The sequence below is a fragment of the Streptomyces sp. NPDC111802 genome (genome assembly GCF_055634335.1).
Map to the genome: position 1 here is coordinate 182435 of NZ_JBVKCZ010000003.1, position 20424 is coordinate 202858.

Consider the following 20424-nt stretch of genomic DNA (forward strand, 5'->3'; position numbering starts at 1 on the left):
GGTGAGTGCTTCACTGGGGACCAGTCGGAAGAGACGGGCCGACGGGACCGGCGAGCTGTTGCGTGCCGGCCGTGACCCGTCAGCCGAGACCGGCGAGTTGGAGCAGGAGTGACTTCACATCGGTGGCCGCGACACGGTCGCCGACAGCGCGGGGGGTGGAGCAGATGAGGAGCGGACCGTCGTCGTCGCTCACAGGAAGGCGGCCATGGCTGCCGCGAATAGGTGACGGATCCAGGGGCACGACCGCCATGCGGTAGCGCATGCCGAGTTTCTTGCGGGCGAGCGCGGTCGCGGCCTTGACCTTGACGTAGGGGTCGAGGGGATCCATGAAGAGTTCGACCGGGTCGTAGCCGGGTTTGCGATGGATCTCGACAAGGCGCGCGAAGTCGGGCGCGCGGTCGTCGTCGAGCCAGTAGTAGTACGTGAACCAGGCGTCCGGCTCCGCCACGGCGACGAGCTCGCCGGAGCGCGGATGGTCGAGGTGGTGGGCCTTCTTGCCCTCGTCGTCGAGGAGTTGCTCGATGCCGGGCAGTCCGTCGAGTGCGGCTCGGGTCGCGTCGAGGTCCTCCGGCCGGCGGACATAGACGTGGGCGATCTGGTGGTCGGCGACGGCGAAAGCCCGTGACGCCATCGGATCGAGGTACTCCATGCCGTCCTGGGTGTGCACCTCCAGCAACCCTGCACGGCGCAGCGCCCGGTTGATGTCCACGGGGCGGTCCGCGCGGGTGATGCCGTATTCGGAGAGCGCCACCACGGTTCGGCCTTCCGCCCGGGCGTCGTCCAGGAGCGGGGCCATGGCCGCGTCCAGATCGGCGGCCGCTTTCAGTGAGCGCGGATCGTCGGGGCCGAAGCGCTGCAGGTCGTAGTCGAGATGCGGGAGGTAGCAGAGCGTCAGGTCGGGGCGCCGGGTGCGGATGATGTGGCGGGTCGCGTCGATGATCCAGCGGCTGGAGACGAGGTCCGCGCCGGGGCCCCAGAAGTGGAAGAGCGGAAAGGCGCCGAATTTCTCGGTGAGTTCGTCGTGCAGGGCGGGCGGGCGCGTGTAGCAGTCGGGTTCCTTGCGGCCGTCGGAGTAGTAGATCGGACGGGGGGTGACGGTGATGTCGGTGTCCGCGCCCATGGCGTACCACCAGCAGATATTGGCGACGGTGTAGCCGGGATGGGCACGACGTGCGGCGTCCCACAGCTTGTCGCCGGCGACGAGTCCGTTGTGCTGGCGCCACAGGAGTACGTCGCCGAGGTCGCGGAAGTACCAGCCGTTGCCGACGATGCCGTGCTCCGACGGGTGGGTGCCGGTGAGGAAGGTGGACTGGGCGGCGCAGGTGACGGCGGGCAGAACGGTGCCGAGCGACGCCTGTGACCCGGACTGGGCGAGGGTCTTGAGGTGGGGCATGTGGTCGAGGAGACGAGGGGTGAGGCCGACGACGTCCAGGACGAGGAGCGGGGTGGGACGGCTCGCGACGGTGGAGTCCGGTCGGGGTGCCGGGCGGTTGGCCGGGACTGCCGGGATCGCCGGGTCCGGTGGCTCGGTCATGGCAGCTCCTTGAGGCCGAGGTCGGTCAACAGGTCGCGGGCGAGGGTGAGTTCGGCGGCGATGCCGTCGGCGAGCTGGCTGCGGGCGCGGGGTCGCAGTTCGGCCGGGAGGGCCTGCCAGGTGTACGTCTCGACCTCCAGATGCCGGGTGAGGGGGTGCGGGCCGCCGACGAGCCGGGCCAGTGCGGCCCTGAGGACGGGGAGCGTGGAGGTGAGAGGCGCGGCGGGGGCCGCGTGGAGTGGGACGTGGAAGTGGGCGCGCCATGGGGAGGCGTCGGGCAGGGCGTCGCCCTTGAGCGCCTGGCCGAGGTCGTCGGTGCCGCGCAGGCCGGCGGCGGTGGCGGTGCGGGTCTGGTGCAGGAAGCGGGGCTCGTCGAAGGCGGCGAGGGCGTCGCGGACCTCGGGGAGGTGAGGCTGCTCGGCGTGCAGTGCGGCCGAGAGCTGAGACTTGACGATCGGGACGCGTGCGTCGGTGAGCGCGTCCAGGGCGGTGTGCGGATCTTCGAAGGAGGTGGCGAGGTGACAGGTGTCGACACAGATACCGATGCGGGCGTGGCCGATCGCAGTGAGCGGGGCGATGGCGTCGCCGGTGGTCTCGACGATGCAGCCGGGTTCGGGTTCGAGGCCGACGCGGATGTCGCGGCCGGTCAACTCGGCCAGGGCGTCGAGGCGTTCGGCGAGGGTGAGCAGAGCGCCGCGGGCTGTCCCGGCGCTGCGCTCGTCGTAGGCGGTGCGCCAGGCGAGGGGCAGGGTGGAGATGCTGCCCTCGGTGACATCGTCGGGGAGGAGGCCGGCGAGGACGCGTGCCAGGGCGGTGGTGTGGTCGAGGCGTTCGGGGTCGGTCCAGTCCGGCTTGTAGACGCGGTACTTGACTTCCTCGGCGCCGAATCCCTCATAGGGGAAGCCGTTGAGGGTGACGACCTCGAGGCCGCGCCGGTCGAGTTCGGTGCGCAGACCGCGCAGGGCCGACGGGTCGGTGACCAGGGCGTGAGCGGCGTCCCTGGCCAGCCACAGGCCGATGCCGAGACGGTCGCGGCCGAGCCTTCGGCGGACGGGTTCGCAGTGGTCGCGGAGTTGGGCGAGGACGCCGTCGAGGGTCTCTGCCGGGTGGACGTTGGTGCAGTAGGCGAGGTGGACGGTGGAGCCGTCGGGGTGGCGGAAGCGCATGGCTCACGCTCCCGGAAGGGGGGCGGCGGTCGGGTCCTCCCGCTCTCCTGGTGCGCGAGCCGGTCCCTCTTCGGGGTCCTTCGGGGCACCACGGAGGATGGAGTTGCCCTCGTGGGTCGCTTCCGGGGTCGCGATGTCGAGGGTGAGGCGGCCGCTGAGTCCATAGAAGGCGACAGGGTTGCGCCACAGCACCCGGTCGACGTCGTCCTCGCCGAAGCCTTCGGCGAGCATCAGATCGGCGACCTTGCGGGTCTTGAGGGGGTCGCTGCGGCCCCAGTCCGCGGCGGAGTTCACCAGCACCTGCTCGGGCCCGTACTCGCGGATGATCGCGACCATCCGCTCCTCGTCCATCTTCGTGTCGGGATAGACGGAGAAGCCGAGCCAGCAGCCGCTGTCCTTGGCCTCCTTGACCGTTGTCTCGTTGAGGTGGTCGACCAGGACGCGGTCCGGGGGCAGTGCCGACTCCCGGACGACGTCGAGGGTGCGACGCAGACCCGCCAGCTTGTCGCGGTGCGGGGTGTGGACGAGCGCGGGAAGTTCATGGGCGGCGGCGAGCTGGAGCTGGGCGGCCAGGGCGTTGTCCTCGGCCGGGGTCATCGAGTCGTAGCCGATCTCACCGACGGCGACGACCTGGTCCTTGACGAGATAGCGAGGCAGTTCCTCCAGGACCGGGGCGCAGCGTGGGTCGTTCGCCTCTTTGGGGTTGAGGGCGAGTGTGCAGTGGTGGGCGATGCCGTACTGGGCGGCGCGGAAGGGCTCCCAGCCGAGGAGGGAGTCGAAGTAGTCGAGGAAGGAGGCGGGAGAGGTGCGGGGCTGGCCCAGCCAGAAGGAGGGCTCGACGACGGCGCGGACGCCGGCGGCGTGCATGGCCTCGTAGTCGTCGGTGGTGCGCGACGTCATGTGGATGTGGGGGTCGAAGAGGCGCATCAGGACTCCTTGCCGTCGGTGCCGCGGCTGCCGCGCGAGGCGGCGGGCGCGGGTGGGGTGGCCGTGGGGTCGGTCAAGGTCAGGACGCGGTGCAGGTCTTCGGGTACGGGACGGCCGGCCGCAGTGCGTTCGGCGGCGTAGTCGCCGAGCATGCGGGCGAGTTCGGCGTCGCGGTGGGCGCGGCGGTCCAGGTCGGCCACGGTGTCGACGTGGACACCGGTGAACAGGCACTTCAGGACGGCGTGCCGCCACTGGTGGGGGTCGAGGTGCCGGGCGCAGTAGGGGCCGACGGCGGCGGCGAGGAGCCGGGTGTCGTTGGTGCGCAAGGCGTCCTCGATGAGCGGGAGGGCTTCCGGGCCGGGCACCAGGTGGGGCAGAGCGTGCAGGACGGCGCGGCGTTCGGCGGCTGTGCCCTGGAAGTAGACCCGGGTGAGGGCGTCCGCGTCGGCGCGGGCCGCGTGCAGGATGAGGACGCGGGCGGCATCCGCGTACTCGGCGCCACAGCGGCGGCCGGCCTCGGCGATGCGCAACTCCCAGACGGAGATGGGTCCATGAGTACCGGGGTTCGCGGCGGCCTCGTCGAGGGCCCGGCGCAGCCAGGCGCGGGGGGCCGAGTCGAGGCGGGCGGTGAGGTGGGCGCGCAGGTCGGTGGGTGGGGGGAGGGGGACGGGGAGGGGGGTGCCTGGGGTCGCCGACGGGTTCGGGGCATCTGCGTGGCCTTCGGCGCCCGGTCTGCCCTCGGTGCGGCCTCGACCGTCGGCGCCGCCCACTCCGTCCCCGGCTCCTGCCCGGCCCTCCGCGCTCGCTCGCCCCTCGGTACCCGGCCCGCCCCCGGTGCCGGCCTTGCCTCCGACGTGGGCTCCGTCCCCGGTGCCGGCTCGCGCTTCGGCGCCCGCCCTGCCTCCGACGTCGGCTCCGTCCCCGGCTCGGCTCTCGCCGCCGACCCGGCTCTCAGCGCGCGTTCGGGACTGGGCGCCGGTTCGGGTCTCGGCGTTCGTTCGGTTCTCCGTTGCCGCGCCCGGGGTTGCCGGGTTGATGCGGGGCTGGCTCATGTGGTGCTCCCTTCGGGGGTGGCGGAGGGATCGCCGTGCGGTGGGACAGGGCTGGGTGATCGGGTGGCCGTGGCCTCGGCGCTGCGGAGGAACGGGAGGGACAGTTCGGCGAAGTGAGGGCCCGCATGGGAGTGGCGGGGCAGTTCGACCACGGTCAGGCCCTGGTAGCCGGCGGCGAGGGCCTCCAGGACGGGCGGGAAGTCGATCTCTCCCTCGCCGAACGGGAGGTGTTCGTGGACGCCGCGGCGCATGTCCTCGATCTGGACGTGCCGCAGCCAGGGCGCGGCGGCGCGTACGCAGTCGGCGGGCGAGAGGAGTTCGAGGCATTGACAGTGGCCGATGTCGAGGGTGAGGCCGAGCGGGTCCGGGTCGCCGAGGGTGCGGCGCAGGCGGTGGAAGTCGTCGAGGCGTGCGACGAGGTGGCCGGGCTCCGGTTCGAGGGCGAGCGGCACACCGGCCGCCGCCGCGGCGTCCAGGACGGGGGTGAGGCTGTCGGCCAGCCGTTTCCACGCCGTGTCCTCGTCAGTGCCGGGCGGAAGGGTGCCGCTGAAGCAGTGCACGGCGTGGGCGCCGAGGTCGGCGGCGACCCGGACGGCGCGCAACAGCAGGTCGACGCGGCGGGCGCGGTCGTCGGGCTCCGGGTCCAGCAGGGAGGGGCCGTGTTTGCGGCGCGCGTCGAGCACGTAGCGGGCGCCCGTCTCCACCGTGACGCCCAGCCCGAGTTCGCCGAGGCGGTGGGCGACCCGGCGGGTGCGGGCGGGCAGGTCGGGGGCGAAGGGGTCGAGGTGCATATGGTCGAGGGTCAGGCCGACACCGTCGTAGCCGAGGTCGGCCAGCAGGGCGAGGGCGTCGTCGAGCCGGAGGTCGGCGAGGCCGTTGGTGCCGTAGCCGAAGCGGAGAGGGGTGGGGTGGGAGGACGGTTCGGCGGGGACGTGCGCCGGGCTGGGCCGCGGGCTCATGTGATGTTCACCTTCTTCGCGTACTTCCGTCCGATCGGGGCGAGCGCGGCGATGGCCACGGCGGTGAGCCCGGATCCGGCGCGGGCCGCGAGGGCCGCCTGGAGCGGGATGGTGGCGCGGATGCCGGCGCCGACGGCGCGCTGGGTCAGTGGCGGTGAGGGATTGAGCGCGGCGTGGGTGTAGGGGCGGCCGGCGGTGGCGGCGTAGGCGGTGGCCAGGGCGGTGCGCAGGGCCCCGTCGAGCGTGGGTCCAGCCCCCTCGTGTGTGGGGGTCCGGCGGCCCTTACCGATGCCGGTGGCGGATTCGGCAGCGGTAGCGGTGGCGGCACCGGTGTACGTGGCTCCCGTCGGGCCGCGCGCGCCGCGTGCCATGAGCCGGGTGAGGACAGCCGTCACGGCGAGGGCGGCCAGCGGCGGCAGGGACGTGCCGCCCTGGGTCTCGCGGCGGGACACGGTCGTCACGGCGAGGGTGTGGGTGCCGAGGAGAGCGGCTGAGGGCAGTGCCTCCCGCGGACGGCCGGTTGTTGCGGCGGCGCCGAGGAGATGGTCGAGGCCGCGGGCGGCGGCCATGGCCACGGGGCCGGCGGGCGTGTGCTTCAGGGCGAGGTCGTACGCCCAGACGGTGGCGGCCAGGGGTGCGGCCACCGCCAGGGCCGGGCGTCCGGCCCCGGCGGCCAGGCCGAGCCCGGCGGCGGTCAGGGCGCAGGCCGCCGTGAAGGCGGAGGACGGCCGGATGCGGCCGGAGGGCAGGGGGCGGTGCGGGCGTTCGGCGGCGTCCTCCGCGCGGTCCGCCCAGTCGTTGAGGGCCATGCCGGCCTCGTAGAGGCAGAGGGAGGAGCCGATGGCGAGCAGGGTGCGGGGATGGGGCCGGGCCCCGGCGGCGACGGCACCGCTCAGGGCGTCGCCGGGGACGGTGAACAGGGCGGGCAGCCGCAGCAGTTCGGCCCAGGCACGGCTACGGCTCACGGCCGCTCCCCCGGAGCCGGCTCGCACGGATCGACGACCCGTACGGCAGCCTCCTCGGCGGCCTCGCGGTGACCGGCGCCTCGTTCGACAGCCTCCTCAGCCGACCCCCGCAGATCGACGCCCCGTACGACAGCCTCCCCGCCGCCCTCGCCCTGACCAGCGCTCAGGGCGGCCGCCCCCTCAGCCGCCCCCCGCGGAAAGGCGCCCCGTGCGACAGCCTCCCCGCCGCCCTCGCCCTGACCAGCGCCAGCGCCAGCGGTCTCGCCGGTACCCGCCGTGCGGAGCCGCTCCGCCAGGCCGGTCAGCGTCGCGTACTGCTCTGCCAGGCTCGCCGGTCCGTCGCCCAGCGGGTCCTTGAAGTAGAAGCCGAGTTCGCCGAGCGGGCCGGTCAGGCCGGCCTCGTGGGCGCGGGCGGTGAGCCGGGCCAGGTCCAGCACCAGGGGTGCCGCGAGCGCCGAGTCGCAGCCCTGCCAGATGGTCTGGAGGATCATGCGCGTGCCCAGGAAGCCGTCGAAGGCGATGTGGTCCCAGGCGGTCTTCCAGTCGCCGAGGGCCGGGACGTCGTCGATGTGCACCTCGCCCTCGGGGACCGTGCCGAGGGTGTCGGCGAGGACGCGTTCCTTGCCGGCGTTCTTCGCCGCGGCGGCTGCCGGGTCGGCGAGGGCCGCGCCGTCACCGCCACCCAGCAGGTTCGTGCCGGACCAAGCCCGGACCGTCAGCGCCCGCTGCGCGAACATCGGGCCCAGCACGGCCCGCAGCAGCGTCTGCCCGGTCTTGCCGTCCCGGCCGGCGTACGGCAGGCCGCTCCGCTCGGCCTCGCGGGCGGCGACGGGGTGGTGCATGCCCTCGGACGGGGTGAAGTTGACGTACGGGCAGCCCGCGCGCAGGGCCGCCAGCGCGTACAGGGTGCTGGCCGGCAGTGGGGCGTCGGGGCCCAGGGACGCGGGTTCGGTGGAGGCGACGTTCACCACCACGGCCCGCTCCAGCTCACGGCGGCGTACGAAGTCGCGTATGTCGTCGGCGAAGGCCGTGATCAGTTCGGCCTCGCTCCTGGTGTCACCCGAGACCGGTCCGCCGGGCCTGATCTCTCCGTCCGCAGCGGCGAGTTCGGCGGCGACGGCGGTGGCGACGCCCGGCGGGAGCACGCCGCCGGCGGTCAGGGTCTCGGCGCGTTTGGGCAGGGGACAGTCGAGGGTGTCGTGGCCGCCGAAGACGAGGTCGGACAGCGCGGGCAGGCCGCTGTCGGTGAACGCCGCGGTCTCGGTCACCATGCCGGTGGGCGGGTGCAGTCCCGCGGCGACGGCGGCGCACCCCGTGACGACGGTGGTGGCGACGGAGCCTCGGGCTCCGATCAGCCACACCCCCACACGCGGTCGGGAGAGGGACGCGGACATGGGCAGCCTCCTGGTCGTGCGCGAACCCGGGGGTGGGAAGGAGACGGCGGGCGGGGGTCCGGCGTCCCCCGCCCGCCGCCGTTCAGTCGCCCTTGACGGGCAGTTCCTTCAACTGGATGTTGCGGAAGGAGACCTGGTCGTCGGCGCCATGGTTCTGGAGGCCGATGTAACCGTCGGTCAGGCTCCGCGCGGGGTCCTTGTTGGTGAAGTCGTTGATCTTGACTCCGTTGAGGAACACCTGGAGGCGTTCGCCCTGGACCTTGATCTCGTAGGAGTTCCACTGGCCGGGCGGCCGCAGAACCTGGTCACGGGCCTTGATGTCCGCCGACTTGAACGAGTAGACGGAGCCCGTGGTGCGGTCGGGCGTGTCCGTGGCGTCGATCTGGATCTCGTAGCCCTTGTTCACGGCGGACCAGGGGTCGTCGGAGGCCGGGAAGCCCACGAAGATCCCGGAGTTGTCGTCGCCCCGCATCTTCCAGTCGAGCTTGAGCGAGTACGACTTCAGCTCCTTGGCCTGGTACCAGAGCAGGCCCATGCCGCCCTCGGACTCCAGGGTGCCGTCCTTGACGTTGAACTTGCCGGGGCCGGCCTGCTTCCAGCCGTCCAGGGTCTGGCCGTTGAAGATCTTCCGGTAGTCCTTGTTCGGCTTGCAGTCCGCCTTCACCTGGCCGGTGGCGTACTGGAGGCCGCCCAGCAGATGGGCCCGGAAGGCTTCCTCGGCGTAGGACTCCTTGGTGTGGCCGCCGCCGGTGTAGAAGGACCGGCCGCCGCCGTAGCTCTGGCACCAGGCGATCGGGTGGTCGCCCTTCATGTTCCCGCCCTGGTAGGTGGTCTCGTCCAGGGTGGCGAGGACCTTGGCCTGCTCGCGCGGGTTGGTGCGGTAGTTGTACCACTCGTCGGTGCGCTCCCAGGTGTCGCCCAGGTGCGCGGTCGACGGGTGGTCGTGGTCCTCGACGCGTACGGTGGCCTTCTGGATGGCCGGGTGCGAGTCGAAGTAGGCGCCGACGAGGCCGCCGTAGAACGCCCAGTCGTACTCGGTGTCGGCGGCGGCGTGGATGCCCATGTATCCGCCGCCGCCCGCCACGTAGTTCTCGAACGCCGTCTGCTGCTCGGCGTTGAGGACGTCACCGGTGGTGGACAGGAAGGCCACCGCGTCGTACTTGGCGAGGTTGGTCGTGGTGAACTGCCGGGCCTCCTCGGTCGCGTCGACCGTGATGCCTGCCGGGGCGCCGAGCTCCTTCAGGGCGGCGATGCCGGCCGGGATGGAGTCGTGCCGGAAGCCGGCGGTCCTGGAGAAGACCAGGACCTTCTTGCCGCCCTTGAACGGCTGGGTGGAGAACTCGAAGTCGTCCACGTCGTACAGCGCGCCCTCACCGCCCTTGAAGACCAGGTAGATCTCCGTGGTGCGCTTGGGCAGGGCCCGCAGCGGCACGTCGACGTTCTGGAAGGTCTCCCAGCTGCCGGTCGGCGGGATGTAGGCCGAGCCGTGCAGCGGTCCGTCGGGCGAACCGGTGCGCAGCTCGATGAAGCCGCCCGCGCCGCCGGAGGAGGCCCGCACGGTCATCTTCTTCTGCCCGTCGAACCGGTAGGGGGTGAAGGAGATCCAGTCGCCGTCGTTGATGTCGCCGACGGTCTTGCCGCCGTTGGCGCCGGTCTTGTCGATGATCGACACGCCCGACTGGGTGGTGAAGTGCTCGCCCTGGCGGTGCAGCGGCTGGAGGACGGCGCGGGCGGTGCCGGTCAGGGCCTCCTGGCCGTTCGCCCCGCCGTCGGTGTAACTGGCGCCGACGACGCCGTAGATGTCGGCGTTGGGGTCGTGTCCGCCGTCACCGGCGGGCGGCTTCAGGGTGCCCTCGCAGCCCATCTCGCTGGTCAGCTCGTGGGCATGGGAGTCATGGCCGAGGCTGTAGACGACCTTGACCTTGGAGCAGTCGATCGTCTCCTCGGGGTCGGTGACGGTCACCTTGAACGGGACGGGCTTGCCGAATTCGGCCAGGGTGCCGTTGCCCGGGACGTCGATCCTCACCTTGGGCTCGGTGTTGCCGACCACGATCCGGGTGCTGGCGTTGCCGGTGTTGCCCTCGGGGTCCTTGGCGGTGAAGGTGGCGGTGTAGGTGCCGACCTTTGTGTACTTGTGGGTGGGGTTGAGGCCCTCGCCCTTGGTGCCGTCGCCGAAGTCCCAGCTGTAGGTGAGGTCCGGGGAGTCGGCGTCCTTGGCGGAACCGGTGAACGTGACCTTCAGGCCGGCCGCTCCGGACGTCTTGTCGGCGCTCACCTCGGCGATCGGTGAGAAGCCGTCCTCGGCGTTCTCGATCCGGTACAGCGCGGAGTGCTCGTCGCCCTGGAACCAGGAGATGCCGTAGTCGAGGACGTAGAGCGCGCCGTCGGGGCCGAACTCCATGTCCATGATCTGGGTGCCGGTCCACGGGAAGTCGTTGATCTTCGCGACGGAACCGTCCGCGGTCTGCTCGATCCGCTTGATCCAGCGGCGGCCGAACTCACCCGCGAAGAAGTCGCCGTCGTAGGCCTCGGGGAACTTCACCTTGGAGTCGAGGTCCGGGTCGTAGCGGTAGACCGGGCCGGCCATCGGGGACTCGGAGCCGCTGCCGAACTCGGGCACGGAGCCGTCGTCGTACGGGATCCAGGCGGCCTGCGCGGGCGGCAGGTCGACCAGGCCCGTGTTGTACGGCGAGGTGTTCTTCGGGGCGGCGCAGTCGAACTTCTCGCCGGAGGTGCCGGTGGCGAAGTCGTAGTCGACGTAGGCGTCGTTGTTCCCGGTGCAGAACGGCCAGCCGAAGTTGGCGGCCTTGGTGACCTTGGCGAACTCGACCTGTCCCGCCGGGCCCCGGCTGGGGCTGGCGGCGCCCGCGTCGGGGCCGTAGTCGCCGACGTAGACGATGCCGGTCTTGTCGTCGACGCTCATCCGGAACGGGTTGCGGAAGCCCATCGCGTAGATCTCGGGACGGGTCTTCTCCGTGCCCGGGGCGAAGAGGTTGCCTTCCGGGACGGTGTACGAGCCGTCCTCGGCGACCTTGATACGGAGGATCTTGCCGCGCAGGTCGTTGGTGTTGGCGGAGCTGCGGCGGGCGTCGAAGGCGGGGTTGCGGCCCTCGCGGTCGTCGATCGGGGTGTAGCCGTCGGAGGAGAAGGGGTTGGTGTCGTCGCCGGTCGACAGGTAGAGGTTGCCGTCCGCGTCGAAGTCGATGTCGCCGCCGACGTGGCAGCAGGTGCCGCGGGAGGCGGCGACGTCCAGGACCTTCTTCTCGCTGGCCGTGTTCAGCGTGCCGTTGGCGTTGAGGACGAAGCGGGAGAGGCGGTTGACGCCGTCGAACTTCTTGAATTCCTCGGCGGTGCCGGACTCCGGGGCGTCGCCCGCGGGTGTGTCCAGCGGCGGGGCGTAGTACAGGTAGATCGCCCGGTTGTTCTTGAAGTCCGGGTCGATGCCGACGCCCTGAAGGCCTTCCTCGTCGTGGCTGTAGACGGGGATCTTGCCGGCGACCTTGGTGACGCCGCCCTGGTCGGTGAGGCGCAGGGTGCCGTCGCGCGAGGTGTGCAGCACGCTGCGGTCCGGGAGCACGGCGAGCGACATCGGCTCGCCCATCTCGGGTTCGCCCTTGGCGAGCGGCACTTGCTGGAACTGCCCTTCGGCGGCGGCCGGTTCGTCGTGCTCCGGGTGGCCGGGGTGGGCGCCGGCGACGGTGGCCGGGGCGCCCACGGCCAGGAGCAGGCCGGTGAACAGGGCGAGGGTGGTGCGAAGCCTGGGACGCCTCGGGGTGCGGGTGCTTCTGGGTCTCGTTCTGTGCACGAAGTCCCTCCGGGAACGGGTGAGCCGTACTGGGTGGGTGCGAAGACGTGCGGTGCGGGCGCCGGGGTGCGCCGTCACCCCGGAGGCATGTGCGCCATGAACACTTTCCTGTGTGTCCTGGACGCTCTCGTGTGTCCTGAACGCTCTCGTGTGTCCTGAACGCTTTCGTGTGTCCTGAACACTTCAGGGACGGTAACCGCGTCCGTCCGGGGCGAACACCCCTTGCGTCAGACTCGGTTGAACTTTCTCCCAGCACAGGACAAAGCAGGATCCGTGCAGGTCGGAGGGGGGACCGGCGGTGTTGTCGGTCCCCGGCCCCGACCTGCGTCGGGTGCGTGGTTCAGCTGTTGAACGCGGCGTCGAAGGACGCGCTGGGCGGCTCGAAGTCGTATGCCTTCAGGCGGGTCAGCGCCTCGGGGGCGCCCTGGAGCCGGTCCATGCCGGCGTCCTCCCACTCGACGGAGATCGGGCCCTGGTAGTCGATGGAGCGCAGCATCCGGAAGACGTCCTCCCAGGGGACGTCGCCGTGCCCGGCCGAGACGAAGTCCCAGCCCCGGCGCGGGTCGCCCCACGGCAGATGGGAGCCGAGGCGGCCGTTGCGGCCGTCGAGGCGCTTGCGGGCCTCCTTGCAGTCGACGTGGTAGATGCGGTCGCGGAAGTCCCAGAGAAAGCCGACCGGGTCGAGGTCCTGCCACACGAAGTGGGAGGGGTCGAAGTTCAGGCCGAAGGCGGGACGGCCCCCGACGGCCTCCAAGGCCCGCCAGGTCGTCCAGTAGTCGTAGGCGATCTCACTGGGATGGACCTCGTGCGCGAACCGCACGCCTTCCTCGTCGAAGACGTCCAGGATGGGGTTCCAGCGCGTCGCGAAGTCCTCATATCCGCGTTCGATCATCGACTCGGGCGCGGGCGGGAACATGGCGACCAGATGCCAGATCGCGGAGCCGGTGAAGCCGATCACGGTGTCGACGCCGAAGGCGGCCGCGGCCCGCGCGGTGTCCTTGATGCGTTCCGCGGCCCGCCTGCGCACCCCCTCCGGGTCCCCGTCGCCCCACACCTCGCCCGGCAGGATCGCCTGGTGGCGCTCGTCGATGATGGCGTCGCAGACCGCCTGCCCGACGAGGTGGTTGGAGATGGCCCAGCACTTGAGGCCGTACTTGTCGAGCAGGGCCTTGCGGGAGTCGATGTACGACGGGTCCGCGAGGGCCTTGTCGACCTCGAAGTGGTCACCCCAGCAGGCGAGTTCGAGCCCGTCGTAGCCGAAGTCGCGGGCGAGCCGGCAGACCTCCTCCAGCGGCAGGTCGGCCCACTGGCCGGTGAACAGCGTGAACGTACGCGGCATGCGCGTCAGCCTCCTCAGGCCGCTCTCGGGTGTATCAGACCGCTATGGGGGTGTAGACGGAGTTCTTCTCGGCGCTCTCCTCCACCGCCGCCAGGACGCGCTGCACCTGCAGCCCGTCGGCGAAGGAGGGCTCGGGCTGCCGGCCCTCGGCGATGGCGTGGACCAGGTCGCGGGCCTGGTGGACGAAGGTGTGCTCGTAGCCCAGACCGTGGCCCGGGGGCCACCAGGCGTCGAGGTAGGGGTGGTCGGGTTCGGTGACGAGGATGCGGCGGAACCCGGCGCGCGCTCCGGGCTCCGTGCCGTCGTGGTAGGAGAGTTCGTTCAGCCGCTCCAGATCGAAGGCGATCGACCCCTGTGAACCGTTGAGTTCGACCCGCAGGGCGTTCTTGCGGCCGGTGGCATAGCGGGTGGCCTCGAAGGAGGCGAGGGCGCCGGACGGGAAGCGGCCGGTGAACAGGGCGGCGTCGTCGACGGTGACCTGCCCGGTCCCGTTCGCGGAGACGGCGGAGAGGCCGCTCGTGGGTCCGCCGGGCAGCGGGCGTTCCTTCACGAAGGTCTCCGTCAGGGCGGACACCCCGCCGAGCTGCTCCCCCGCCAGGTACTGCGCCAGGTCGATGATGTGCGCGCCCAGATCGCCGAGCGCGCCGGAACCGGCCAGCTCCTTGCGCAGCCGCCAGGTCAGCGGGAACTCCGGATCCACGAGCCAGTCCTGAAGGTACGTCACCCGCAGATGGCGCAGGGTGCCGAGGCGGCCCTCGGCGACCATGCTGCGGGCCAGCGCGGTGGCGGGCACCCGGCGGTAGTTGAAGCCGACCATCGCCAACTGGCCGCGCCGGTACGCCGCTTCGGCCGCCGTCACCATCGCCTCGGCCTCCTCGACACTGTTCGCGAGGGGCTTCTCGCACAGGACGTGCTTGCCCGCGGCGAGCGCGGCGAGCGCGATCTCGGCGTGGCTGTCGCCCGGCGTGCAGATGTCGACGAGGTCGATGTCGTCCCGCGCGATCAGCGCACGCCAGTCGGTCTCCGCCGACTCCCAGCCGTGCCGCTCCGCCGCCGCGTGCACGGCCGTCGCGTCCCGTCCGCAGATCGCGGCCAGGACCGGGTTGCGAGGGAGGTCGAAGACACGGCCGGCGGTGCGCCAGCCCTGCGAGTGGGCGGCGCCCATGAAGGCGTAGCCGACCATGCCGACGCGCAGTGGTGGCTTACCGGCCTTCGGGCCTTGCACTCCCGCCTCGGTGTGGGGGGCCCGTGCCTCCGCCTCCGCCTCGTCGGGCTGCTGCGGCTGTCCCATGCGATGGTCCTCCTCGTCGTCGTGCCGCGGTGGGGGGTTGGGGAGCGCGCTGCGGACCTCGTCGGCCGTCGCACGGGTCCGAGCCGTGTCGTCGGGTCCCGACGGCATGCCGCACAGTCCGGACCGCGGGCCGCCGCGACCACGCCATACGGCCCTGACCGCCTGCCGTACGGGCCCGCACCCGAACCCTCCACACCCCAGCGGCCCACGTCGGCTCGATCCACGGAACGCTCCCGGCCCTGCCCGACGGACCCCTGAGCCCCGTCGGGCAGGGTGCGCCTCACTTGAAGCCGGTGGGCATGTACTGGTCGACGTTGTCCTTGTCGACGACCGCCGAGTAGAGCGTGATCGAGGCGGGGATCTCGAACTCGGCCATGCCGCCGACGCCCTTGCCCTGGCCCAGCGCACGGGCCAGGTCGATGGCGGACGCGGCCATCGTCGGCGGGTACAGGACGGTGGCCTTGAGGACGCCGTCGTCCTGCTTGATCGCCTGGAACGCGGACAGCGCGCCCGCGCCGCCGACCATCAGGAAGTCGTCGCGCCCGGCCTGCTCGATGGCGCGCAGCGCGCCCACGCCCTGGTCGTCGTCGTGGTTCCACAGGGCGTCGAACTTCGACTGGGCCTGGAGGAGTTGGGCCATCTTGGCCTGCCCGGACTCGACGGTGAACTCGGCCGCCTGACGGGCCACCTTCTTGATGTTGGGGTAGTTCTTCAGCGCGTCGTCGAAGCCCTGCGTGCGCTGCTTGGTCAGCTCCAGGTTGTCCAGGCCGGCCAGTTCGATGACCTTGGCGTCGGACTTCCCCTTGAGCTTCTCGCCGATGTAGTGGCCGGCGTTGAGGCCCATGCCGTAGTTGTCGCCGCCGATCCAGCAGCGGTACGCCTGCGGGGTGTTGAAGATCCGGTCGAGGTTGATGACCGGGATGCCCGCGCGCATCGCCTTCAGGCCGACCTGGGTGAGTGCCTTGCCGTCGGCGGGCAGCACCACCAGAACGTCGACCTTCTTGTTGATCAGGGTCTCGATCTGGCCGATCTGTGCGGCGGTGTCGTTCGACCCCTCGGTGATCTCCAAGGTGACGTCCGAGTACTTCTTCGCCCGGCTCTTGGCGTTGTCGTTGATCGCATTGAGCCAGCCGTGGTCGGCCTGCGGTCCGGCGAAGCCGATGGTGACGGCCTTGCCGGGCTTGTCGTCGGCGGCCGGCTGGTCGTTCGCGGCCGGCTCGTCGTCGGACTCGTTGCTGGTGCAACCCACGAGGAGGGCACCGGCTCCTATGGCGGCGGTCCCGAACAGCAGCCCTCTGCGACTGGTGAGCTCTGGCATGACGGTGAACCCTTTCCTCAGGTCGTGCTTGCGGTACGGCGCTGGACCAGCACGGCGGCGACGATGATCGCGCCCTTGGCGATCTGCTGGACGTCGCTCTGCAGGTTGTTCAGGGCGAAGATGTTGGTGATCGTGGTGAAGATCAGGACACCGAGCACGGAGCCGACGATGGTGCCGCGGCCCCCGCTGAGCAGCGTGCCGCCGATGATCGCGGCCGCGATGGCGTCGAGTTCGTAGAGATTGCCGTTGGTGTTCTGGCCGGAGCCGGACAGGATGATCAGCAGGAACGCGGCGATGCCGCAGCACAGTCCGGACAGCAGGTAGAGGTAGAGCCGCTGGCGGCGGACGTCGATGCCGGCGAGCCGGGCCGCCTCCGCGTTGCCGCCGACGGCGACCGTGCGGCGCCCGAAGGTCGTGCGGTTCAGGATCAGCCAGCCGATGATCGTCACGACCGCGAACACCATGACCAGCGGCGGTATGCCGAGCACATACGCGTCGCGCTCGCCGAGGTCCAGCACGGAGGGGATGGTGACGATCTGCGTCTTGCCGTCGGTGATCTGGAGGGCGAGTCCGCGTGCCGAGGCCAGCATGGCGAGTGTGGCGATGAACGGGACCATGCCGCCGTACGCGATCAGCATCCCGTTGACCAGCCCGCATCCCACGCCGACGATCACGGCCGTGAAGAGGATGCCGGCGAAGCCGTACTCCTGGGTCGCCACCGTGGTCGCCCACACCGAGGCGAGCGCGACGATGGCGCCGACGGACAGGTCGATGCCGCCGGAGGTGATGACGAAGGTCATGCCGACGGTGACGACGCCGATGACGGAGGCCTGGGTGAGGACGAGTTGGAGGTTGCGGGTGTCCAGGAACTCGTCCGGCTTGGTGATGCCGCCGATGACGATCAGCGCGGCGAGGACGCCGAGCAGGGAGAGGGTGCGCACGTCGGCGCGGGCCATCAGGCCGCGCCAGGCGGGCGCCGCACCGGCCGACGGCACCTTGCCGGTGCTGTCCCGGGGCGGGGAGGCGTGCTGCGTCATGACGCCGGGCTTCCTTCCATGACGAGGTCGAGTACGCGGTGTTCGTCGAGTTCGCGCGCGGGCGCCGTGTGTACGACACGGCCCCCGCGCAGCACCAGGACGCGGTCGGCGAGGCCCAGTACCTCGGGCACCTCGCTGGAGACCAGCAGCACGGCGAGGCCTTCGTCGGCCAGCCGCCGGACCACGGCACACAGCTCGGCGCGGGCGCCGACGTCGACGCCGCGGGTGGGTTCGTCGAGCAGCAGGACACGGCAGCCGCGCAGCAGCCAGCGGGCCAGGACGGCCTTCTGCTGGTTGCCGCCGGAGAGCGTGCGCACCGGCACCGACGGGTTGTCGGGCCGTAGCGAAAGCTCGCGCGTCGCGGCCCGCGCGGCCCCCAGTTCGGCGGCACGGTCGATCCAACCGCCGTGGGAGAAGCGGGACATGGAGGACACCGACACATTGCGGGTGACGGACTCCAGCATCAGCAGTGCCTGCGCCTTGCGTTCCTCGGGGGCGAGCCCGAGTCCGGCGCGCACGGCGGCCCGTACGCTGCCCGGCCTGAGCGCCCGTCCGTCCACGAGGACCTGACCGGCGGTCGGCCTGCGGGCGCCGTAGATCGTCTCCAGGATCTCGGAGCGCCCCGAGCCCACGAGTCCCGCGAGCCCGACGATCTCACCGGGCCGCACGGTCAGGTCGAGGCGTTCGAACTCACCGTCCCGGGCGAGGCCCCGCACCTCCAGCAGCGGTTTCCCGCCCGTCGCGTCCTTCGCCGGACGCTCGGGAAAGACGTATTCGACGTTGCGTCCCGTCATCATCGCCACGACGTCGCGGGTCGGCGTCGACTTCGCGGGGAGGCCGCCCGCGACGGCCCGTCCGTCCTTCAGCACGGTCACCCGGTCGCCGATCCGGCGGATCTCCTCCAGCCGGTGCGAGATGTAGACGACCGCGACGCCGGTGGAGGTGAGACCGCCGACGATGCGGAAGAGGTTGTCGACCTCGTCCGGGTCGAGGGCGGCGGACGGCTCGTCCATCACGATCAGCCGAACGTCGTGGGAGAGCGCCCGCGCCATGGAGACGATCTGCTGCTGGGCCGCCGAAAGCTCCCCCACGAGCCGGCCCGGGTCGATCTCGGGATGCCCAAGTCGCTTGAGAAGCTGGGCCGTTGATGCCCGCGCCACCTTTCCGCGTACGACGAACCCGGCGGCCGTGGGCTCATGGCCGAGGTGGACGTTCTCGGCCACCGACAGGTGCTCCACCAGGTCGAGTTCCTGGTAGATGGTGGCGATGCCCAGGCGCATCGCGGCGATGGGCGAACGGAGGGTGACCTCCTCGCCGCGCCAGCGGATGGTGCCGGTGTCGGGCTGGTGGGCGCCGGCGAGGACCTTGATGAGCGTGGACTTGCCGGCGCCGTTCTGGCCGAGCAGGCAGTGCACTTCACCGGCCTGGACATCGAGGTCGACGCCGTCGAGGGCGCGGACTCCGGGGAACGACTTGGTGATGCCGGACATGCTGAGCAGCGGTGGTTCTGATGCCATGAGGTCCCCTTGGCGGGCGTGCGGGCCGGTTTCAGGGCAGGGCGAAGCAGGGCAGGGCAGGGCTGAGCGCTGTGCGAGGTGCGGTACCGGTGAGCCGTTCGGACTCAGTGGCTTACGCGGGTGAGAACAGGTGGTCGCTGATGAGCCGGGCCGCGCCGATGACGCCGGCGGTGGGGCCCAACTCCCCCAGCACGATGGGTAGGTTGCCGGTCGCGAGGGGCAGCGACTGGCGGTAGACCTGGGTGCGGATCGCGGCGAGCAGGTTGTGGCCGAGGCCGGTCACCCCGCCGCCGATCACCACCAGGCCGGGGTTGAAGAAGCTGACGAGTCCGGCGATGACCTGCCCGACGCGGTTGCCGCCCTCACGGATCAGGTCGAGCGCGGTGGCGTCGCCCGCGGCGGCCGCGGCGGCGACGTCGACGGCGGTCAGGGTGCCGTTCGCCTCAAGTCGCGAGGCGAGTTCGTCCGACCGCCCCTGCTGGGCCGCCTCCACGGCGTCCCGGGCGAGGGCCGACCCGCTGAAGTGAGCCTCCAGGCAGCCCCGGTTGCCGCAGGCGCAGGGGCGGCCGTCGGGCACGGCCTGGATGTGCCCGATGTCGCCCGCGCTGCCGGTGACACCGCGGTGCACGTCACCGCCCGCGACGATGCCGCAGCCGATGCCGGTGCCGATCTTGACGCAGAGGAAGTCGCCCACGGAGCGTGCGACGCCCGCGTGCTGCTCCCCCATCGCCATGAGGTTCACATCGTTGTCGACCATGACCGGGCAGCCGAGTTCCTGGCTGAGCGCCTCCCGCACCGGGAAGCCGTCCCAGCCCGGCATGATCGGCGGAGCCACCGGGACGCCCTCCGGGAAGCGGACCGGTCCCGGGACGCCGATGCCGGCGCCGTCGAACCCTTCCGCGAGCCCGGAGGCCCTCAACTTCGCGGCCATGGAGAGCACTTGCTCGAAGACCGCGACCGGTCCCTCGCGGACGTCCATGGGCTGGTTGAGGTGACCGAGGATCTCCAGTTCGGCGTTGGTGACGGCGACGTCGACCGAGGTCGCGCCGATGTCGACGCCGAGGAAGCGCAGCCCGGGGTTGAGCCGGACGTTGTGGGAGCGGCGCCCACCGCGCGAGGCGGCGAGTCCGTCGGCCACGACCAGACCCGTCTCCAGCAGCCGGTCCACCTCCACGGCCAGCTTGGACCGCGAGAGGTCGATCTGATCGCCCAGCTGCGCCCGGGAGTTGGGCCCCCCGTCGCGCAACAGCCGGAGCAGCTTGGCCTGATGAGCGTTCGCGGGTCGCGCCGTCATACGTCTCACGAGCCCCTCCCCGCCTCAATCGGCCTGTACGCGCCGAGTTTCGGCCACCTCGGTGGCCTGCTTTCGAGGGGAACGTAGCAGTGGCTGCCGGGAGTGGGAAGAACTTGCGCAGAGATTGCTGTCAACTTTCTCCACTCACAGGACAAAGGCGAGCCCCAGGCTCCGGGGAACGACACCATCGGGCGGGTTCGGGGGCACCCCAGCTGATCGGCGATCTGCGCCAAGAGACCTGCAACGGAGTGTGGTTGGCTACTCTTTCCCTGCCGACAGCAGGTGCTTTGGGGGGAGCGCGGATGGCTCAGGAATCCTCGACCGACGAACCGACGACGACGCCCCGGTCAGGCGGCTCACCCGAAGCCGGCCCCGGCTACGCGATGCGCTTGGCGAACGGCTCGTACGACTGGTACCACGGCGCCGCCGTCAGAGCGCGCCGCAACTTCCGTCTCTCCGAGACCCTGCTGCTGATCATCTCGGCCGCGATCCCGGTCTCGGCAGTCCTGTGGTCCAGGAACGCCGAGATCCCCGCGGTCCTGGGCGGCATCGTCGTAGTGATCACCGGTCTGCGCTCGACCTTCCACTGGCAGGACGACTACCTGCGCTTCAGCCAGGCTCGCGAGGCAGTCGAGGCGGAACGCCGCCTCTACTACACGGGGGCGGAACAGTACGCCGCCCCCGAGACCCGCGACCAGGCACTCGCCGCGGCCGTCACCCTCATCGAGCAGCGGGAGATGGGCACCTGGGTCCAGCTGGCCGCCCCCCGCACGGAGCCCACGGGGACCAATGCGCTGCCATGACCGTGGAACGGCGCGCTCCTGAA

At 71.3% G+C, this 20424-nt stretch carries 14 protein-coding genes and 1 pseudogene; 1 reads left to right on the forward strand and 14 read right to left on the reverse strand.

The annotated features are described in order from the left end of the window. Positions 1-79: 79 nt before the first annotated feature. The 14 genes and pseudogenes from ACZ7NC_RS04115 to ACZ7NC_RS04180 form a co-directional block, all read right to left on the reverse strand. Complete coding sequence (locus tag ACZ7NC_RS04115; RefSeq protein ID WP_471484696.1) at positions 80-1534, reverse strand: nucleotide pyrophosphatase/phosphodiesterase family protein; 1455 nt, start codon at positions 1532-1534, stop codon at positions 80-82. Then, positions 1531-2700: a metabolite traffic protein EboE gene (gene eboE / locus ACZ7NC_RS04120; protein ID WP_471484698.1), complete on the reverse strand. Its 1170-nt coding sequence runs from the start codon at positions 2698-2700 to the stop codon at positions 1531-1533. The genes ACZ7NC_RS04115 and eboE overlap by 4 nt, the downstream gene beginning before the upstream one ends. Before the next feature lie 3 nt (positions 2701-2703). After that, on the reverse strand, positions 2704-3627 hold the full coding sequence (locus tag ACZ7NC_RS04125; RefSeq protein WP_471484700.1) for a TatD family hydrolase: 924 nt from the start codon (positions 3625-3627) through the stop codon (positions 2704-2706). Continuing rightward, positions 3627-4397, reverse strand: a complete 771-nt coding sequence (locus tag ACZ7NC_RS04130) for an EboA domain-containing protein (RefSeq protein ID WP_471484923.1) — start codon at positions 4395-4397, stop codon at positions 3627-3629. The genes ACZ7NC_RS04125 and ACZ7NC_RS04130 overlap by 1 nt, the downstream gene beginning before the upstream one ends. 278 nt (positions 4398-4675) lie before the next feature. Further along, positions 4676-5638 (reverse strand): sugar phosphate isomerase/epimerase family protein, encoded by a 963-nt coding sequence (locus ACZ7NC_RS04135; protein WP_471484701.1) that lies wholly within the window; start codon positions 5636-5638, stop codon positions 4676-4678. Further along, positions 5635-6603 carry an SCO3242 family prenyltransferase gene (locus ACZ7NC_RS04140; protein WP_471484703.1) on the reverse strand — a complete coding sequence of 323 codons (969 nt, stop codon included), beginning with the start codon at positions 6601-6603 and terminating at the stop codon, positions 5635-5637. The genes ACZ7NC_RS04135 and ACZ7NC_RS04140 overlap by 4 nt, the downstream gene beginning before the upstream one ends. Before the next feature lie 269 nt (positions 6604-6872). Further along, positions 6873-7997 (reverse strand): annotated as a pseudogene (locus tag ACZ7NC_RS04145) (inositol-3-phosphate synthase); the annotation flags it as partial. Positions 7998-8079: 82 nt separating this feature from the next. Next, complete coding sequence (locus tag ACZ7NC_RS04150; RefSeq protein ID WP_471484705.1) at positions 8080-11802, reverse strand: ThuA domain-containing protein; 3723 nt, start codon at positions 11800-11802, stop codon at positions 8080-8082. A 340-nt stretch (positions 11803-12142) separates the two neighbouring features. Then, positions 12143-13141 carry a sugar phosphate isomerase/epimerase family protein gene (locus tag ACZ7NC_RS04155; RefSeq protein WP_471484706.1) on the reverse strand — a complete coding sequence of 333 codons (999 nt, stop codon included), beginning with the start codon at positions 13139-13141 and terminating at the stop codon, positions 12143-12145. Positions 13142-13175: 34 nt separating this feature from the next. Further along, a complete protein-coding gene (locus ACZ7NC_RS04160) occupies positions 13176-14432 on the reverse strand; it encodes a Gfo/Idh/MocA family protein (RefSeq protein WP_471484924.1) in 1257 nt (418 codons plus the stop codon). Positions 14433-14712: 280 nt separating this feature from the next. Beyond that, entirely contained in the window at positions 14713-15750 is a 1038-nt protein-coding gene (locus tag ACZ7NC_RS04165) for a substrate-binding domain-containing protein (RefSeq protein ID WP_471484707.1), read from the reverse strand. Positions 15751-15767: 17 nt separating this feature from the next. Beyond that, positions 15768-16787: an ABC transporter permease gene (locus tag ACZ7NC_RS04170; protein ID WP_471484709.1), complete on the reverse strand. Its 1020-nt coding sequence runs from the start codon at positions 16785-16787 to the stop codon at positions 15768-15770. Then, positions 16784-18304, reverse strand: a complete 1521-nt coding sequence (locus tag ACZ7NC_RS04175; RefSeq protein WP_471484710.1) for a sugar ABC transporter ATP-binding protein — start codon at positions 18302-18304, stop codon at positions 16784-16786. The genes ACZ7NC_RS04170 and ACZ7NC_RS04175 overlap by 4 nt, the downstream gene beginning before the upstream one ends. Before the next feature lie 112 nt (positions 18305-18416). Continuing rightward, positions 18417-19598 (reverse strand): ROK family transcriptional regulator, encoded by a 1182-nt coding sequence (locus ACZ7NC_RS04180; protein WP_471484926.1) that lies wholly within the window; start codon positions 19596-19598, stop codon positions 18417-18419. 302 nt (positions 19599-19900) lie between these two features. On the opposite strand from ACZ7NC_RS04180, the gene ACZ7NC_RS04185 reads away from it, so the two are divergent. Then, the gene (locus ACZ7NC_RS04185; RefSeq protein ID WP_471484711.1) at positions 19901-20401 is read left to right on the forward strand and encodes a DUF4231 domain-containing protein; all 501 of its coding nucleotides are present in this window, start codon (positions 19901-19903) and stop codon (positions 20399-20401) included. Positions 20402-20424: the final 23 nt, after the last annotated feature.

Bases quoted from the DNA above. Each gene is read 5' to 3' on its own strand.
- eboE (WP_471484698.1), bottom strand. From the start codon at position 2,700: ATGCGCTTCCGCCACCCCGACGGCTCCACCGTCCACCTCGCCTACTGC.
- ACZ7NC_RS04175 (WP_471484710.1), bottom strand. From the start codon at position 18,304: ATGGCATCAGAACCACCGCTGCTCAGCATGTCCGGCATCACCAAGTCG.
- ACZ7NC_RS04160 (WP_471484924.1), bottom strand. From the start codon at position 14,432: ATGGGACAGCCGCAGCAGCCCGACGAGGCGGAGGCGGAGGCACGGGCC.
- ACZ7NC_RS04165 (WP_471484707.1), bottom strand. From the start codon at position 15,750: ATGCCAGAGCTCACCAGTCGCAGAGGGCTGCTGTTCGGGACCGCCGCC.
- ACZ7NC_RS04115 (WP_471484696.1), bottom strand. From the start codon at position 1,534: ATGACCGAGCCACCGGACCCGGCGATCCCGGCAGTCCCGGCCAACCGC.
- ACZ7NC_RS04170 (WP_471484709.1), bottom strand. From the start codon at position 16,787: ATGACGCAGCACGCCTCCCCGCCCCGGGACAGCACCGGCAAGGTGCCG.
- ACZ7NC_RS04180 (WP_471484926.1), bottom strand. From the start codon at position 19,598: ATGACGGCGCGACCCGCGAACGCTCATCAGGCCAAGCTGCTCCGGCTG.
- ACZ7NC_RS04135 (WP_471484701.1), bottom strand. From the start codon at position 5,638: ATGAGCCCGCGGCCCAGCCCGGCGCACGTCCCCGCCGAACCGTCCTCC.
- ACZ7NC_RS04185 (WP_471484711.1), top strand. From the start codon at position 19,901: ATGGCTCAGGAATCCTCGACCGACGAACCGACGACGACGCCCCGGTCA.
- ACZ7NC_RS04125 (WP_471484700.1), bottom strand. From the start codon at position 3,627: ATGCGCCTCTTCGACCCCCACATCCACATGACGTCGCGCACCACCGAC.
- ACZ7NC_RS04155 (WP_471484706.1), bottom strand. From the start codon at position 13,141: ATGCCGCGTACGTTCACGCTGTTCACCGGCCAGTGGGCCGACCTGCCG.